Annotated in this window: 18 protein-coding genes and 1 pseudogene; 8 read left to right on the top strand and 11 right to left on the bottom strand. The window is 60.0% G+C overall.

The window, feature by feature from the left end:
* Nucleotides 1–63: 63 nt before the first annotated feature.
* Nucleotides 64–822, bottom strand: a complete 759-nt coding sequence (locus tag ACZZZP_RS18685) for a Nif3-like dinuclear metal center hexameric protein (RefSeq protein ID WP_463383715.1) — start codon at nt 820–822, stop codon at nt 64–66.
* Between the two features lie 111 nt (nt 823–933).
* Here ACZZZP_RS18685 and algW point away from each other — a divergent pair, with 111 nt between their 5' ends.
* The 3 genes from algW to ACZZZP_RS18700 all read left to right on the top strand — a co-directional run bounded on the left by algW (nt 934) and on the right by ACZZZP_RS18700 (nt 5064).
* Nucleotides 934–2088, top strand: a complete 1155-nt coding sequence (algW, locus tag ACZZZP_RS18690; protein ID WP_463383716.1) for a Do family serine endopeptidase AlgW — start codon at nt 934–936, stop codon at nt 2086–2088.
* A gap of 141 nt (nt 2089–2229) precedes the next feature.
* Nucleotides 2230–4323, top strand: coding sequence for a TonB-dependent siderophore receptor (locus ACZZZP_RS18695; RefSeq protein ID WP_463383717.1), 2094 nt, complete (start codon nt 2230–2232; stop codon nt 4321–4323).
* A 24-nt stretch (nt 4324–4347) separates the two neighbouring features.
* Complete coding sequence (locus ACZZZP_RS18700) at nt 4348–5064, top strand: DUF4198 domain-containing protein (RefSeq protein WP_463383718.1); 717 nt, start codon at nt 4348–4350, stop codon at nt 5062–5064.
* 298 nt (nt 5065–5362) lie between these two features.
* Here ACZZZP_RS18700 and hisC read toward each other — a convergent pair whose 3' ends face one another.
* The 10 genes from hisC to ACZZZP_RS18750 all read right to left on the bottom strand — a co-directional run bounded on the left by hisC (nt 5363) and on the right by ACZZZP_RS18750 (nt 13382).
* Nucleotides 5363–6415 carry a histidinol-phosphate transaminase gene (gene hisC / locus ACZZZP_RS18705; protein ID WP_463383719.1) on the bottom strand — a complete coding sequence of 351 codons (1053 nt, stop codon included), beginning with the start codon at nt 6413–6415 and terminating at the stop codon, nt 5363–5365.
* Between the two features lie 56 nt (nt 6416–6471).
* Entirely contained in the window at nt 6472–7782 is a 1311-nt protein-coding gene (gene hisD / locus ACZZZP_RS18710; protein ID WP_122494324.1) for a histidinol dehydrogenase, read from the bottom strand.
* A 166-nt stretch (nt 7783–7948) separates the two neighbouring features.
* Nucleotides 7949–8584 (bottom strand): ATP phosphoribosyltransferase, encoded by a 636-nt coding sequence (gene hisG, locus ACZZZP_RS18715; RefSeq protein WP_122494326.1) that lies wholly within the window; start codon nt 8582–8584, stop codon nt 7949–7951.
* An 81-nt stretch (nt 8585–8665) separates the two neighbouring features.
* Complete coding sequence (gene murA / locus ACZZZP_RS18720) at nt 8666–9931, bottom strand: UDP-N-acetylglucosamine 1-carboxyvinyltransferase (RefSeq protein WP_122494328.1); 1266 nt, start codon at nt 9929–9931, stop codon at nt 8666–8668.
* Nucleotides 9932–9953: 22 nt separating this feature from the next.
* Nucleotides 9954–10193 (bottom strand): BolA family protein, encoded by a 240-nt coding sequence (locus tag ACZZZP_RS18725; protein ID WP_122452416.1) that lies wholly within the window; start codon nt 10191–10193, stop codon nt 9954–9956.
* 143 nt (nt 10194–10336) lie between these two features.
* Nucleotides 10337–10648 (bottom strand): STAS domain-containing protein, encoded by a 312-nt coding sequence (locus tag ACZZZP_RS18730; protein WP_122494330.1) that lies wholly within the window; start codon nt 10646–10648, stop codon nt 10337–10339.
* On the bottom strand, nt 10638–11294 hold the full coding sequence (locus ACZZZP_RS18735) for an MlaC/ttg2D family ABC transporter substrate-binding protein (protein ID WP_463383720.1): 657 nt from the start codon (nt 11292–11294) through the stop codon (nt 10638–10640). Before ACZZZP_RS18735 ends, ACZZZP_RS18730 begins: the two co-directional genes overlap by 11 nt.
* Nucleotides 11295–11305: 11 nt before the next feature.
* Complete coding sequence (gene mlaD / locus ACZZZP_RS18740) at nt 11306–11773, bottom strand: outer membrane lipid asymmetry maintenance protein MlaD (RefSeq protein WP_122494334.1); 468 nt, start codon at nt 11771–11773, stop codon at nt 11306–11308.
* Nucleotides 11773–12573: a lipid asymmetry maintenance ABC transporter permease subunit MlaE gene (gene mlaE / locus ACZZZP_RS18745; RefSeq protein ID WP_122494335.1), complete on the bottom strand. Its 801-nt coding sequence runs from the start codon at nt 12571–12573 to the stop codon at nt 11773–11775. Before mlaE ends, mlaD begins: the two co-directional genes overlap by 1 nt.
* Nucleotides 12573–13382 (bottom strand): ATP-binding cassette domain-containing protein, encoded by an 810-nt coding sequence (locus ACZZZP_RS18750; protein ID WP_463383721.1) that lies wholly within the window; start codon nt 13380–13382, stop codon nt 12573–12575. Before ACZZZP_RS18750 ends, mlaE begins: the two co-directional genes overlap by 1 nt.
* Before the next feature lie 266 nt (nt 13383–13648).
* Here ACZZZP_RS18750 and ACZZZP_RS18755 point away from each other — a divergent pair, with 266 nt between their 5' ends.
* The 5 genes and pseudogenes from ACZZZP_RS18755 to lptB all read left to right on the top strand — a co-directional run bounded on the left by ACZZZP_RS18755 (nt 13649) and on the right by lptB (nt 17008).
* The gene (locus tag ACZZZP_RS18755) at nt 13649–14623 is read left to right on the top strand and encodes a KpsF/GutQ family sugar-phosphate isomerase (RefSeq protein WP_463383722.1); all 975 of its coding nucleotides are present in this window, start codon (nt 13649–13651) and stop codon (nt 14621–14623) included.
* A pseudogene (locus ACZZZP_RS18760) lies at nt 14623–15146 on the top strand (KdsC family phosphatase). Before ACZZZP_RS18755 ends, ACZZZP_RS18760 begins: the two are co-directional and overlap by 1 nt.
* A gap of 8 nt (nt 15147–15154) precedes the next feature.
* The gene (gene lptC / locus ACZZZP_RS18765; protein WP_122494344.1) at nt 15155–15724 is read left to right on the top strand and encodes an LPS export ABC transporter periplasmic protein LptC; all 570 of its coding nucleotides are present in this window, start codon (nt 15155–15157) and stop codon (nt 15722–15724) included.
* Complete coding sequence (gene lptA / locus ACZZZP_RS18770) at nt 15711–16283, top strand: lipopolysaccharide transport periplasmic protein LptA (protein ID WP_122494346.1); 573 nt, start codon at nt 15711–15713, stop codon at nt 16281–16283. The genes lptC and lptA overlap by 14 nt, the downstream gene beginning before the upstream one ends.
* Nucleotides 16283–17008, top strand: a complete 726-nt coding sequence (gene lptB / locus ACZZZP_RS18775; protein ID WP_122494348.1) for an LPS export ABC transporter ATP-binding protein — start codon at nt 16283–16285, stop codon at nt 17006–17008. The genes lptA and lptB overlap by 1 nt, the downstream gene beginning before the upstream one ends.
* Nucleotides 17009–17043: the final 35 nt, after the last annotated feature.

A 17043-nucleotide genomic window follows, 5' to 3' on the forward strand; every position in this document is an offset into this window, starting at 1 on the left:
TAGCACAGCGGTCTATTCTAATCAGGCAGCTACTTAGACCTAAACGATCTAGTCATATGCCCGCTAAACGGGGTTCGGGCAGTCGATAAACAGGTGTTCCAGGGCGAAGCGTTTGGCCAGGTATTCGCCGAGCGCCTGCACGCCGTAGCGTTCCGTGGCGTGATGACCTGCGGCAATAAAGCTGATGTCGTTTTCCCGCGCGCTGTGCACGGTTTGCTCTGAGGCTTCACCGGTCAGGTAGAGGTCGACGCCGGCGGCGATGGCCTGGTCGATATACCCCTGACCGCCTCCGGTGCACCAGCCGACGCGACGGATCATCTGCGAACCTTCTATTAATAGAGGCTCACGGCCGAGCACATCCTGCACGCGGCGGGCGAAGTCGCGCGCGCTCATGGGTTCGTCGAGCGAGCCCACCAGGCCGACCACTTTCGGGTTATCAGGATCCAGCGGGCCTTCGACGGTGATGTCGAGTTGCTGAGCGAGCTGCACGTTGTTGCCGACCTGGGGATGCAGGTCGAGCGGCAGGTGGTAGGCGAGCAGGCTGATGTCGTTGCTGAGCAGGGTTTTCAGACGCCGCTGCTTCATGCCGACCACGCAGGGATTTTCGCCTTTCCAGAAATAGCCGTGATGCACCAACACCACATCGGCGTCGGCTTCGACCGCCGCGTCGAGCAGCGCCTGACTCGCCGTCACGCCGCTGACGATACGGCGCACCTGCGGCCGCCCTTCGACCTGCAAGCCATTGGGGCAGTAGTCGGCAATGCGCGCCGCAGCGAGAAAACGCTCGGCTTCTTCCAGCAAGGTGGTCAGCGCAATCGCCATAACATTTACTCTCCCGTACAAATGTAAGCTGCTTTTTATTGCCGCGACGGCCTCTATAATGGCGCCACCTTAAGGGCCTGCCATGGCCCTCGCAACCCTCAGGATTTATCGATGTTCAAGGCTCTGCGTTATCTTGGCTGGCCGCTGGTGGTCGGTGTGTTGCTCGCGTTGCTGATTATTCAGTACTACCCGCAATGGGTAGGTCTGCCGCGCCAGGATGTGCATATGCGGCAAGCTCCGCAGTACGGCGTGGCGCAACAGGGACCGGTGTCGTACGCCGACGCGGTAACCCTCGCCGCCCCCGCCGTCGCCAACCTGTACACCACTAAAATCGTCAGCAAACCGGCCAACTCGCTGTTTGAAGATCCGCAGTTCCGCCGTTTCTTCGGCAACAACCTGCCCAAACAGCGGCGCATGGAATCGAGCCTCGGCTCGGCGGTGATCATGAGCCCCGAGGGGTATCTGCTCACCAATAACCACGTGACCGCCGGCGCCGACCAGATTGTCGTGGCGCTCAAAGACGGTCGCGAAACCTTGGCACGCGTGATCGGTAGCGACCCGGAAACGGACCTCGCCGTGCTCAAGATCGACCTCAAGGATTTGCCCTCGATCACCCTCGGCCGCTCCGACAACATCGCCATCGGCGACGTCGCGCTGGCCATTGGCAACCCGTTTGGTGTCGGCCAAACCGTGACCATGGGCATCATCAGCGCCACCGGCCGTAATCAGCTGGGCTTGAACACCTACGAAGATTTCATTCAGACCGACGCCGCCATCAACCCTGGCAACTCGGGCGGCGCGCTGGTGGATGCGCACGGCAATCTGGTGGGCATCAATACGGCGATTTTGTCGAAGTCCAATGGCTCGCAGGGCATCGGCTTTGCCATTCCAACCAAGCTGGCGTTGGACGTGATGAAGAACATCATCGAGCACGGCCAGGTGATTCGCGGCTGGCTGGGCATCGAAGTGCAGCCGCTGACGCCGGAGCTGGCGGAGTCGTTCGGCTTGGAAGGCCGCCCCGGGATTATCGTGGCAGGCATTTACCGTGACGGTCCGGCGCAAAAAGCGGGCTTGCAACCGGGCGATCTTATTTTGAGCATCGATGGCGAGCCAGCCAGCGACGGCCGCCGTTCGATGAACCAGGTGGCGCGCGCCAAGCCGGGCGAGACGACCAGCATCGAAATCATGCGTAATGGCAAACCGATGGAGCTGAAAGCGGAGATTGGTTTGCGCCCACCACCGGCCACCAGCGACGCCTCGGAATAAAGGTTTCACCCCGGAAAGGCGCCGCGTAGGCGCCTTTTTTTATGCCTGCGATTTGGCCTCAAACCGATTGCAATAGATGACGCGACCGTTTTTCCGTGCTTAAAATGTTATGTTATTACATGTTTTACACGGAAGCCTGACATGAAGTCCCCCACGCTCACCCCTTTTGCTTTGCTCGCCGCCGGCTTGCTCAACGCCCCCATCGTTACCGCGACTGAACCGCTCGAATTGGAAGAAACCAGCATCTCGGCCGAACACGCTGACGAGCGCGCCGAGGGTCCCGTTCGTGGTTATCGCGCCACGCGCTCGGCCACCGCCACGCGCACCGATACCGATATCCGCGACACCCCGCAGAGCATCGCTGTAGTTCCGGCTCAAGTGCTCGTCGACCTCAACAGCACACGAATCGACCGTGCGCTGGATTTCGCTGGCGGCGTGTCGCGGCAAAACAATTTCGGCGGCCTCACGTTCCTCAACTACAGCGTGCGCGGCTTCACCACCGGCGAGCTGTACCGCAACGGATTCGCTTACAACCGTGGCAGCAACAGCGCGCCAGACACCGCCACTATCGAACGCATCGAAGTGCTCAAAGGCCCCGCTGCCAGTTTGTACGGGCGTGGCGACCCCGGCGGCCTGGTCAATATCGTCAGCAAGAGGCCGCAGGCCGACGCGTTCAGTTCCCTGCAACTCAGCGCCGGCTCGTGGAATCGCTACCGCAGCAGCCTGGACGTCAACACGCCCCTCAACGACGAAGGCACCGTGCTCTCTCGCGTCAACCTGGCCGTGGAAGACAGCCACAGCTTTCGCGACCACGTGACCAGCCAGCGCAAGCTCGTCAGCCCAACGCTTTCGTGGCAGCTCAGCCCCGACACCTTCCTCACGATTGAAAGCGAATTCAGCCGCACCCAATCCGTGTTCGACCGAGGCATTCCGGCCGTCAATGGCGAGATGGGCGCGGTGTCACGCTCCACCTTTCTGGGCGAGCCCAACGATGGCCACGTCCGCAACGACAACCAATTGCTGCAAATCAGCCTCGAACATTTCCTCAACGACAACTGGAAAACCCGCCTGGCCACCCACTACAGCCAAGGCACATTGAAGGGCGACAGTTCGGAACCGCAGCGTTTAATCGGCAGCCAGGTCTCGCGTTTCTACCGCCAGCGCGACTTCGAATGGAACGACAGCATCACCCAGGCCGAACTGCACGGCACATTTGAATTGGGTGGCTGGGAACACCAGACGCTCACCGGGCTGGAGTATGAAAACTACCGCAACAGCCAAAAATACCCGCAAAGCCTGACGTCGCTCGGCTACGGCCTGGACGTGTTCAACCCGGTGTACGGTCAGCCCAAGCCCGCGCTGGCGAACAAAAACGACTTCTTCGAACACACCGAAAGTTACGCCCTCAATCTGCAAGACCAGATCGTGTTCTCCGAACGCTGGCGCGGCTTGGTCGGCGTTCGGCTGGAGCGCATCGAGCAGCACGCGCTTAACCGCAGCACCGGCGTCGATAACGTGCAGGAGAAAGACGTCGCCACCCCGCGCATCGGTGCGCTGTACCAGCTCACCCCGCAAGTCGGCGTGTTCGCCAACGCCTCGACCTCGTTCAAACCCAACAGCATCGGCACTCAGGGCCAGGTGTACAAACCGGAAAAGGGCATCGGCTACGAAACCGGACTTAAGCTGGACCTGCTCGACGGCCGCCTTGGCGCGACCGTGGCGCTGTTCCACATCGACAAGGAAAACGTGCTGACCACCGATGGCAACGGCGACAGCATTGCCGCCGGAAAAGCCCGCAGCCAAGGGTTGGACCTGCAATTCAGCGGGCAGCTGACCGACGCCGTGCGGGTCATCGGCGCCTACGCCTACATCGATGCCGAGGTCACCCAAGACAACGTCATTGCCGAAGGCAGCGACCTGCTGGGCATCGCCCGCAACAGTGCCAGCGTGATGGCCGTCTACGAATTTCAGGACGGCGAACTGCGCGGTTCGGACCTCGGCATCGCTGGCAATTACGTCGGTGATCGCTCAGGCCAGACCGGCACGCCATTCGAGTTGCCGGCCTACAGCACCGTCGACCTGCTAGCCCATTACAAGGCCAGCGAAGACCTCACCGTCGGCCTCAACCTGAACAACCTGTTCGACCGCACGTACTACGAGCGCTCGTACAACAGCACCTGGGTGCTGCCGGGCGAGCCGCGCAATCTCAGCGTCAGCTTGACCCTTTCCCTTTAACTCACGCACTGCCAAGGAAGCCCGATGCCAAAACTTCACCTGCTACTGATCGCTGCCCTGTTCACCTTGGAAGTTCAAGCCCACGGGCTATGGACCGAGCAACGGCGCGGCAACATCGAAGTGGTCTACGGTCATGGCGCCGAAGACGACGCTTTCAAGGCCAGAAAAATCTCTGACGCCTGGGCCTACGACCTCAACGGCAAGCCCATCAATGTCAACATCGAACGCCTCGACGACCATGCCCGCCTCCACCCAACCAGCGCACCTGCCACCCTGGCCGTGGCGCTAGATAACGGCGCCTGGTCGCAAACGCCGGACAACAAATGGATCAACGAGGGGCGCTCGAAAGTACCTAACGCGGTCCATGCGCTGCACACCTGGAAGTACAGCCTGGCGATCTATAAGCAAGGCGCCGTGTTGCCAGACCTGAGCGCGCTCAAGCTGGTAATCAAACCCTTACAAGACCCGCTCAGCGTCGGGCCGGGCAAACCGCTGCGGGTGCAGGTGCTGCTCGATGGCAAGCCGGTTGCCGGCATCGCATTGATCGGCGACTACCGCAGCGCACCGTCGACCACCAGCGCCACCACCGACAAGAACGGCGAAGCGCAGGTGGTTGTACGCAACGAGGGCTTGAATATCATCGCCGCGGAAACCAGCGTGCCGGTCAGTGGCGATGCCGATATCGACGAGCGTGGGTTGTTTACTTCGCTGAGTTTTATTGGCAGCGCGCACACGGAATAGGCAGGCAGACGTTGAATCTCCTCCGCTCACCGAACGCGAACCGACCCAACCCATGTTTTTTTACGCCGGTCAGCGTCGAGCAGGAGCCGTGATCCGAAATTCTGGATCCCCGCCTGCGCGGGGATGACGGTGGTGGTGGGTGCATCTCCGTCATTCCAGCGTAGGCGGGAATCCAGAATGTTGAGCTTGTTGGAGAAGCCCGAGCCAGACCCCAGGTTGGATCGGGGCGCGGGTCAAGCCGAACGTGGAGGCAACAAAAAGCCCGGCACATGGCCGGGCTTATTTGTTCAAGCGACCATCACAAGCGCTTCAACGCCTCCACCAACGCCTGGTTCTGCTCCGGATTGCCGATGGTAATCCGCAGGTATTGATCGATACGCGGCTTGTTGAAGTGCCGAACAATCACGCTCTGTTCACGCAGGCCAGCCGCCAAGGTGGCCGCGTCTTTGTCGGGGTGACGAGCAAAAATGAAGTTGGCGCCCGAGGGCAGCACGTCAAAACCGAGCGCGGTCATTTCTCCGACGAGTTTTTCGCGGCTGTCGATTACGGCCTGGCAGGTTTGCTCGAAGTAAGCCTTGTCCTCAAATGCCGCCGCCGCACCGGCAATCGCCATGCGGTCCAATGGGTACGAGTTGAAGCTGTTCTTGATCCGCTCCAGGGCTTCGATCAGGTCCGGATGCCCCACCGCGAAACCCACACGCAGGCCAGCCAGCGAGCGGGATTTCGACAAGGTCTGCGACACGAGCAGGTTCGGGTAGCGATCCACCAGGGCGATGGCAGTTTCGCCGCCAAAGTCGATATAGGCTTCGTCCACCAGCACCACGCTGTCCGGGTTGCTTTGCAAAATGTGCTCGATGGCATCCAGCGCCAACACGCAACCGGTGGGCGCGTTCGGGTTGGGGAAGATGATTCCGCCGTTGGCTTTGGCGTAATCCTGCGGGCGAATCTGGAACTGCTCGTCCAGCGGCACAGCGTCGAATTCGATGCCATACAGGCCGCAGTAAACTGGGTAGAAGCTGTAGCTGATGTCGGGGAACAGCAACGGCTTGCCGTGTTGGAACAGACCGTGGAACGCGTGGGCCAACACTTCATCCGAACCGTTGCCGACAAACACCTGCGCCGGCTGCACGCCGTAGTACTCGGCCACGGCGTTCTTTAAACGCTCGCCGTTAGGGTCCGGGTACAAGCGCAGGTCCTCGTTAAGCACCGCTTGCATCGCCGCGATCGCTTTTGGCGACGGGCCATAGGGGTTTTCGTTGGTGTTGAGCTTGACCAGGTTGTTCAGCTTTGGCTGCTCGCCGGGCACGTACGGCACCAGGTCTTTGACGAAGGGGCTCCAGAATTTGCTCATTGCCCTTCTCTCCTCGAATGCGACAGGTCTAAGCGGGCGCCGAAACGCCCGCACCATTAATTTTTGATGCGGTATTCGGCGCTGCGGGCATGGGCGGTCAGCGACTCGCCACGGGCCAGCACCGAGGCGCTTTTGCCGAGTTCCGAAGCGCCGTCTGCCGAGCAGTGAATGATCGACGAACGTTTCTGGAAGTCGTACACGCCCAGCGGCGACGAGAAGCGCGCGGTGCCGGAAGTAGGCAGCACGTGGTTGGGACCTGCGCAGTAATCGCCCAGCGCTTCTGCGGTGTAGCGGCCCATAAAGATCGCGCCGGCGTGGCGAATCTGCGGCAGCCAGGCGTCCGGATCGGCCACTGACAGCTCCAAGTGCTCCGGCGCGATGCGGTTGGCGACGTCGATGGCCTGCTGCATGTCCGCCACTTGAATCAGCGCGCCGCGGGTTTCCAGCGAGGTGCGGATAATCGCTTCGCGCTCCATGGTCGGCAGCAACTTGGCGATGCTGGCGGCCACTTTGTCGAGGAAGTCGGCGTCGGGGCTGAGCAGAATCGATTGCGCGTCTTCGTCGTGCTCGGCTTGGGAGAACAGGTCCATGGCGATCCAGTCCGGATCGGTCTGGCCGTCGCACACCACGAGAATCTCCGAAGGGCCGGCGATCATGTCGATGCCGACTTTACCGAACACATGGCGCTTGGCGGTGGCGACATAGATGTTGCCCGGGCCGACAATTTTATCCACCGGCGGAACGCTTTCAGTGCCGTACGCCAGGGCTGCAACAGCTTGCGCGCCGCCGATGGTGAACACGCGATCAACGCCTGCGATGCACGCGGCGGCCAAGACGATTTCATTGATTTCGCCACGGGGCGTCGGCACCACCATTACCACTTCTGGTACACCGGCGACCTTGGCGGGAATGGCGTTCATCAACACCGACGAGGGATACGACGCTTTGCCACCTGGCACATACAGGCCGGCGCGATCCAGCGGCGTGACCTTCTGGCCCAGCACGGTGCCGTCGGCCTCGGTGTAGGTCCAGGAATCCTGTTTCTGTTTTTCGTGGTAGCTGCGCACTCGCTCGGCTGCCACTTCGAGGGCTTCACGCTGGGCTGGAGTGATGCGGGTAAGCGCCAGTTCCAGGCGCTCACGCGGCAGAATCAGGTCGGCCATGCTGTTGACGCTGAGGCCGTCGAAGCGCTGGGTGTATTCCACCAACGCTGCGTCGCCACGCTCGCGCACGTTTTTGATGATGTCGAGTACGCGCTCGTTAACGCCGTCATCCGACACGCTTTCCCAGCTCAGCAGATGATCCAGATGCTTGGAAAAGTCCTGGTCAGCGGCGTTGAGTCGACGAAGAGCAATGGGAGCAGTCATGACGGACCTCGTGATAGGCATGGACGTTTAGAGCGGCTGAATGACGAATGCCACATCAACCGGTTCTCGAGCGTCGCTAGGCTACCAAGCCAGCCCTGTGGACGCCCGAGAAAAGATGGCTAAGACAGGGACAGCAGCGCGCGACTGATAGTCGCGCGTAGAGGTATTAGCTTCGGTGGTTGGCTTCAACCGCGTCGCGCAGCGTATCGATGAGTTGCTGGATGCGCGCGTGCTGCATCTTCATCGAGGCTTTGTTAACGATCAGGCGCGAGCTGATGTGAGCGATCAGCTCCTGCGCTTCGAGACCGTTGGCTTTGAGGGTGTTGCCGGTATCGACCACGTCGATGATCTTGTCGGCCAAGCCCACCAGCGGCGCCAGCTCCATGGAGCCGTAGAGTTTGATCACTTCAACCTGACGGCCCTGCTCGGCGTAGTAACGCTTGGCCACGTTGACGAACTTGGTGGCCACGCGCAGACGACCTTTGGGTTCCGGGACGCCAACGGCGCCAGCAGTCATCAATTTGCAGCGGGCAATTTTCAGGTCCAGCGGCTCGTACAAACCCTGGCCGCCGTATTCCAGCAACACGTCTTTGCCGGCTACGCCGAGGTCCGCCGCACCATGCTCGACATAGGTCGGCACGTCGGTGGCCCGCACGATCAGCAAACGCACGTCGTCCTGGGTGGTGGGAATAATCAGCTTGCGGCTCTTGTCCGGGTTTTCAGTCGGCACGATCCCCGCCTTGGCGAGCAATGGCAGGGTGTCGTCAAGAATGCGGCCTTTGGATAAGGCGATGGTCAACATGGCGCGGAATGTCCTTAAAACCTGATTACAAGCGGTTGCCCAGCCCCGCCCGGCTTGCTGCCGAACAGGGCCTCGGCTCGACTAGCCCGGCACGCGACGGATTTTCGCGCCCAACAACTGCAGCTTCTCTTCGATGCACTCGTAACCACGGTCGATGTGGTAGATGCGGTCGATCAGGGTGTCGCCATCAGCCACCAGCGCAGAAATTACCAGGCTGGCGGATGCACGCAGGTCGGTTGCCATAACCGGCGCGCCTTTCAGCGTTTGGGTGCCGGTGACGATGGCAGTGTTGCCTTCAACCTGAATTTGCGCGCCCATGCGGGTCATTTCGTACACGTGCATAAAGCGGTTTTCGAACACGGTCTCGATCACCGCGCCAGTGCCTTCGGCAATGGCGTTCAGGGCGATGAACTGTGCCTGCATGTCGGTAGGGAATGCCGGGTACGGCGCGGTGCGCAGGTTCACGGCTTTCGGACGCTTGCCTTTCATGTCCAGCTCGATCCAATCCGGGCCCGTGGTGATTTCGGCGCCGGCTTCCTGCAGTTTCAGCAGAACCGCTTCGAGGATGGTTGGATCGGTGTCTTTCAGTTTGACCTTGCCGCCGGTGGCCGCTGCGGCAACCAGGTAGGTGCCGGTTTCGATACGGTCAGGCATCACGCTGTAACGCGCGCCGCCGAGACGCTCAACGCCATCGATGGTGATGGTGTCGGTGCCAGCACCGGTAATTTTCGCGCCCATGGCGATCAGGCAGTTGGCCAGGTCGACCACTTCCGGTTCGCGTGCGGCGTTTTCCAGAACGCTGCGGCCTTTGGCCAGGGTGGCGGCCATCATGATGTTTTCGGTGCCGGTCACACTGACGGTGTCGAAGAAGAAATGCGCGCCACGCAAACCGCCTTCAGGCGCCTTGGCTTTGATGTAGCCGCCTTCAACGTCGATGATCGCGCCCATGGCTTCAAGGCCACGGATGTGCAGATCAACCGGTCGCGAGCCGATGGCGCAGCCGCCAGGCAAGGCCACTTCGGCTTCACCGAAGCGCGCAACCATCGGGCCGAGTACCAGAATCGACGCACGCATGGTTTTCACCAATTCGTACGGCGCAACCAGCGTTTTAATAGCGCGGGCGTCTACTTCGACGCTGAGCTTTTCGTCGATCACAGGCTCGATGCCCATGCGACCGAACAGCTCGATCATGGTGGTGATGTCGTGCAGGTGCGGCAGGTTGCACACGGTAACCGGCGCATCGGCCAGCAAGGTCGCAGCCAGAATCGGCAAGGCGGAGTTCTTCGCGCCGGAGATGCGGATTTCGCCATTCAGGCAAACGCCGCCGGTAATAATCAATTTATCCATAGGAGTCTCGTCGCCCGTGGGCTTAGGAACGCTCGGCCCAAGCGGCGCGGCTGAAGAATTTCATGGTAACCGCGTGAATTCGGCCATCGGCGATCCACGGGTTGAGGTGGGCATAGATTTGCTGCTGACGTTTGACCGGGCTCATGCCCGCCAATTCATCACTGATCACATTCAACTGGAAATTACAGCCTTCGCCTTCCACGTTGACCTCAGTGTCGGACAGCTTTTCCTCAAGGAGGCTTTTTACTTCTATGGCCTGCATGCTAAACCTCGATCGGCGCCCTACGCGCGCGGGTCGGCCATGATACAAAAAAGCCCCCCGCCTGCGAACCCCGGAAATCGGAACACTGACAGAGGGGCTTTGGTTTTTTGCTACCTGTCGCAGCAATGTGCAACGCAAGGGCGTTAAGCCTGCAGCGGCAGAATGTCGAGCAGGCCGGAAACCTCGGCAATTTTTTTCATGTCGGTCGGCAAGCCACGCACTGACAGCTGCTTGCCTGCCTGCTGCGCGACCCGCATGTACGCGAGCAGCAGCGACAAGCCCACGCTACTGGAGTGCTCGACCTGCGCGCAGTCGACCACTACGGTGGCAGTCGGCGTCGCGCGAATCAGCTTTTCGCCTTCGCTTCGTAGCGTGGCACCGGTACGGAAATCCAGCACGCCGACCAGTTGCAGCACGCCGTCCGCTTGCTGGCGAATAACGCTATCAGTCGTCATGACCCGCAGCCTTTTGCCCTTCTTCGGTGTTCTTAGCCTTGGCGACAACCTGCGCCCAACCGTCGATGGTTTTGTCCAGGTCGTTGCCGTTCGTCTGCATGGCGTCGGCGAACTGATCGCGGAACAGCTTGCCGATGTTGATGCCGTTGATGGTCACGTTACGCAGCATCCACTCGCCGTTCACTTTGGTCATGGTGTAGTTGACTGGGTACACGGTGCCCTTGGTGTCGCGCACTTCCATGTTCACGCTGGTGCGATCAGGGTCGGACTGCTTGGCGCTGCTGGGCAGCACGCGAATGTCCTGATTGTTGTATTCGAGCAAGGCGTTGCCGTAGAACTCCATCAGGCTGCGTTTGAAGTTTTCCTGGAAACGCTTCATCTGCGCCGGGGTGGCGTTACGGGAATACTTGACCGTCATGATGCTGCGGGAAATGCCGTCGGCATCCACAACCGGGCCAATGATGCGGTTCAGCGAGTCGTAGAACTTCTGCGGGTTGGCCTTGTATTGGTCTTTGTTGGCCTTGAGGTCGTTCAACAGCTCGTTTGTGGTGTTCTGTACGATTTCCTGAGGGGCTGGGCCGGCCATGGCAAACAATGGAACCATTGCCAACAGCACCACCAGACCGCGACGCAGAGCGCTAACCATGCCTGTATTCCTCACTTGGATTCTTTATTAACCGAGTTGATCAGGAACTTACCGATCAAGTCTTCCAGTACTAACGACGACTGGGTGTCGTGAATGGTTCCGCCATCCTTGAGCAGCGCTTCGTCGCCGCCCACGCTGATGCCGATGTACTTCTCGCCCAGCAAACCGGCGGTGAGGATAGACGCGGTGGAGTCCTCCGGCAGGTTATCCACACGCTTTTCCAACTCCATGGTCACGCGCCCGGTGAAGGTGTCGCGGTCCAGGTCAATGGCGGTGACTTTGCCGATGCCGACGCCGGCCATCGTCACCTTGGCGCGCACGGTGAGCCCGGCCAGGTTTTCAAAATTGGCGTACAGCTTGTAGGTGTCTTGTCCTGCGCCGACGGTCAGGCCGCTCACGCGCAATGCCAGGAGCAGCAAGGCCAACAGACCGGCCAAGAGGAACAGGCCGACACCGATTTCCAGGGTGCGGTTTTGCATCAGAAGTCTCCAAACATCAAGGCGGTCAAGATGAAGTCCAGGCCCAGCACGGCAAGCGAGGCATAAACCACTGTTTTGGTGGTAGCGCGACTGATCCCTTCAGACGTGGGTTCACAGTCATACCCTTGGAACACGGCGATCCAGGTCACTACAAAGGCAAACACGATACTTTTGATCAGGCCGTTGAGCACATCCTTCTCGAACGACACACTGTTCTGCATATTCGCCCAGAAAGAGCCTTCGAACACGCCCAGCCAGTCCACGGCAACCATGGCGCCGCCCCAGATGCCGACTACGCAGAAGATCATGGTCAGCAGCGGCAGCGAGATAAACCCGGCCCACAAGCGCGGCGCGATGATGTACTTGAGCGGGTCGACACCAATCATTTCCAGGCTCGACAGCTGCTCGGTGGATTTCATGTTGCCAATTTCAGCGGTCAGCGCCGAACCCGCACGACCGGCGAACAGCAACGCGGTCACCACCGGCCCGAGCTCGCGCAGCAGCGTCAGCGCAACCATCTGCCCCACCGCCTGCTCGGAACCGTAGCTGGACAAGATATTGAAGCCCTGCAGCGCCAGCACCATGCCGATAAACAAGCCCGACACGACAATGATCACCAGCGACATCACGCCAACCGAGAACAGCTGCTTGATCAATAAATGACCAAAGCCGTTACCCACATTGCCTCGACCAAACAGCGCACGCAGCAGAAACAGGGTGGAGCTGCCGAGCGAACCGACCACGTCGATGCCGGCACGGCCAAGCAGGCGAATACGTTCGCCAATGGATTTTCTGCGCATCAACGCGTCCCCAACAGGTCGTCGCGGTAGTCCGCAGCCGGGAAATGGAACGGCACGGGGCCATCGGCGACGCCTTTCATAAATTGACGGATGCGCGGGTTATCCGACTCCATCAATTCTTTTGGCGTGCCTTGGCCGAGCACCTGAGTGTCGCCCACTACATACAGGTAGTCGGCGATGCTGGCGGTTTCGGCGAGGTCGTGGGACACCACGATGCTGGTGATACCCAGCGCATCGTTAAGCAGGCGGATCAGGCGCACCAAAATGCCCATGGCAATCGGGTCCTGGCCCACGAAGGGTTCGTCATACATGAGAATTTGCGGGTCCAGCGCGATGGCGCGGGCCAATGCAACGCGGCGCTTCATGCCGCCCGACAGCTCATCGGGCATCAGCTCGATGGCACCGCGCAGGCCAACGGCTTGCAGCTTCATCAAGACGATGTCGCGAATCATGTCTTCAGGTAATTCGGTGTGCACGCGCAGGGGAAAGGCCACGTTCTCGAACACATCGAGATCGGTAAACAACGCGCCGCTTTGAAACAGCACACCCATTTGTTTGCGCATGTCGAAGAGGTCGCTGCGCGACAGGTCCGGCAAGTTCTGGCCGTTGACCAACACTTGCCCGCTACTGGGCCGCAGCTGGGCGCCCATTAAACGAAGCAAGGTGGTTTTACCACTCCCGGAAGGCCCCATGATGCCGGTGACCTTGCCGCGCGGAATGGAAATATCGACATTCTTGAAAATGCTGCGCGAACCGCGCATGAAGGACACGCCCTTCAGCTCGACCGCGTAGGCGTCATCGGCACTCATCTGAACTCCTTGGTGCAGCCGCCTATCGGACGCCATGTCTCACGGTGGGGACACCACGGGAGTGAACATGCCGGATAGGGCGGCAACTATATCACCGGCATCCAGCCGCGCCCAAGGTGGAAAACCCGCCAGCGGCAAACCCGGCGCGTGACCGGCGAAGTGCGACGCAGTGATCGCTGCATCAACGCGAGCACATTCGAGGATGAGCCGAACGGGGTTTTATCGTTATAATCCCGGCCTTTTCCCGCGGCCATTGTCTTTACGATATGAACCAGACCAACGACCTGATCCAATCGGCACTGCGCACCGTGCGCCTTGAAATCGAAGCGGTGGAAGGCCTGCTCCCCCGTATTGACGCGGCTTTCGTCAAGGCCTGCGAACTGATTCTGGCCAGTAAAGGCCGCGTAGTTGTGGTCGGCATGGGCAAGTCTGGCCACATCGGCAACAAGATCGCCGCGACCCTCGCGAGCACCGGCACCACCTCATTTTTCGTACACCCGGCCGAAGCCAGCCATGGCGACATGGGCATGATTACCCGTGACGACGTGGTGCTGGCCCTGTCCAATTCCGGCTCAACCGCCGAGATCGTGACCCTGCTGCCGTTGATCAAGCGCCTGGGCATCACCCTGATCAGCATGACCGGCAACCCTGACTCGCCGCTGGCCAAAGCCGCCGAGGTCAACCTGGACGCACGCGTGGCACAAGAAGCCTGCCCACTGAATCTGGCGCCCACTTCCTCCACCACCGCATCGTTGGTACTGGGCGATGCCCTGGCCATCGCCTTGTTGGAAGCACGCGGCTTTACTGCTGAAGATTTCGCCTTTTCCCACCCAGGAGGCGCGCTTGGCCGACGTCTTCTGCTGAAAGTAGAAAATGTCATGCACACCGGCGAGCAATTGCCGAAAGTGCAACGCGGCACGTTGTTGCGCGACGCGTTGATGGAAATGACCCGCAAGGGACTGGGCATGACCGCCGTACTCGAGGTCGACGGCACACTGGCCGGAATTTTCACCGACGGCGATTTGCGCCGCACGCTGGATCGCGACCTGGATATCCGCCAGGCCACCATCGACGACGTGATGACCGCACACGGCAAAACAGCACGGCCAGAGATGCTAGCTGCCGAAGCCTTGAAGATCATGGAAGACCACAAAATCGGCGCACTGATTGTCGTCGATGACCAGGACCACCCGATTGGGGCCTTCAACCTGGGCGACCTGCTACGCGCTGGAGTGATGTGATGAGTGCTGATCTATTGCAACGCGGCAAGGCCATCAAACTGGCCGTTTTTGACGTTGACGGCGTACTGACTGACGGCAAGCTGTACTTTCTGGTCGACGGCAGTGAATTCAAAACCTTCAGTACGCTGGACGGTCAGGGCATCAAAATGCTGATCAACTCCGGCGTGCGCACGGCCATCATCACCGGGCGCTCAACCCTGTGGTTGAGCGTCGTGCACAGAACCTCGGCATTCAGCACTTGTACCAAGGTCGCGAAGACAAACTGGTGGTGCTCGATGAGCTTCTCGCCGAACTCGGCCTACAGTACGAAGACGTCGCCTACCTGGGTGACGACTTGCCAGACCTGCCGGCCATTCGCCGCGTTGGCCTGGGCATGGCTGTCGCCAACGCCAATGATTTTGTTCGCCAACATGCCCATGGTGTCACCCACGCCCGCGGCGGCGAAGGCGCGGCGCGGGAATTCTGCGAGCTGATCCTGCAGGCGCAGGGCAACCTTGAAGCGGCGCAAGCCGCCTATCTATAGAGCCGATCATGCTGCGCAAACTGCTTCTTACCTTATCGTTTGGCCTCGCGGCGCTGCTGGTAGCGGCGCTCGGCTATTGGAATCTGAACCCGGAAAGTTTGCTGGAGCAGAAACCACAGGCCAGCACCGACAACGCCGTGGACTTTTATGTGATCAACGCCAAAAGCGTCGAATTCCAAGCCGACGGCAAGCTGCACTACGAAATGACCAGCGATAAAGTCGAACACTTGAAAGACAGCGACAAGAGCCTGGTGACCAAGCCGGACCTGCTGCTGTATCGCGGCGCCGCCGAGCCGTGGCACGTTCAAAGCGAGCGTGGCGAAGTGGCGCCAGGCGGCACCGAGGTCGAGCTGATCGACAATGTGCGCATCGCCCGCACCGACGAAAAAAATCGCCCCACCATCATTACCAGCAGTCGCATGACCGTGTTCCCGGACAAGGAATTTGCGCAGACCCAGCAAGCCGTTAGAATCGAGGCCGCCAATGGAGTGACCACGGCTAACGGAATGAAAGCGTATTTGAAAGACAGCCGGGTGCTCCTGCTGTCCAACGTAAGAGGCCAGCATGAGGTTCGTTAATAAATTCTCCCTTCACACCCTGTCCTTGCTCATGAGTCTGGGTGCGGCGATTGCCAGCTCCAGCGCCTGGGCATTGCCAACGGACCGCGAGCAACCCATTCGTGTGCAGGCCGACAGTGCTGAACTCGACGATAAACAAGGCGTAGCCGTATACCGCGGCGACGTCGTCATTACCCAGGGCAGCATGAAGATCACTGGCCACACAGTGACCATCACGCAAAACGCCACGGGTGACATCGAAGTGTTCACCGCAGTGGGCACCCCCGCCTACTACGAGCAAAAGCCAGCGGCAGACAAGGAAATCGTCAAGGCCTACGGCCTGACCATCCAATACTTCGCTGCGAAAGATCGCATCGTACTGATCGACCAAGCCAAGGTGATTCAGGAAGGCAACACCTTCGAAGGCGAGAAAATCGTCTATGACACCCAGCGCCAGATCGTCAACGCCGGCCGCGCCAATGGCACCAACGTGACCACACCGCGCCCACGCATCGACATGGTCATCCAGCCCAAGAACAAACCCGCTGGCGCTCAACCAGCCGACAAACAGGCGCAGTAATGGCGACTCTCAAAGCCCAACACCTGGCCAAAGCCTACAAAGGCCGCCAGGTGGTTCGTGATGTCAGCCTGTCGATCGAAAGCGGCCAGATCGTTGGCTTGCTGGGTCCTAACGGCGCCGGCAAAACCACGTGCTTCTACATGATCGTCGGCCTGGTCAATGCCGATCAGGGGCGCGTACTGATCGACCAGGACGACGTCACCAGCCTGCCCATGCACGGCCGCGCACGTGCCGGCATCGGCTACCTGCCGCAGGAAGCGTCGATTTTCCGCAAGCTCTCCGTGGCCGATAACATCATGGCCATTCTGGAAACCCGCAAAGAGCTCGACAGCGCCAGCCGCCGTAAAGAACTCGAGAGCCTGCTGCAGGAATTTCACATCAGCCACATTCGCGACAACCTCGGCATGAGCTTGTCCGGTGGTGAACGCCGCCGTGTAGAAATCGCCCGCGCCCTGGCCACCGCACCGAAGTTCATCCTGCTCGATGAACCCTTCGCAGGCGTGGACCCCATCTCGGTTGGCGACATCAAGCAGATCATTCATCACCTCAAAGCCAAAGGCATTGGCGTGCTGATTACTGACCACAACGTGCGTGAAACCCTGGATATTTGCGAGACCGCGTACATCGTCAACGACGGCCAATTGATTGCCGAAGGCGACGCTGAAACCATCCTCGCCAACCAGTTGGTGAAAGAGGTTTACCTGGGTCACGAATTCCGCCTCTAAGAGCATTCTGTAGCCGCAATCAGATGCGCACTACA

This window comes from Pseudomonas sp. AC211 (assembly GCF_979258055.1).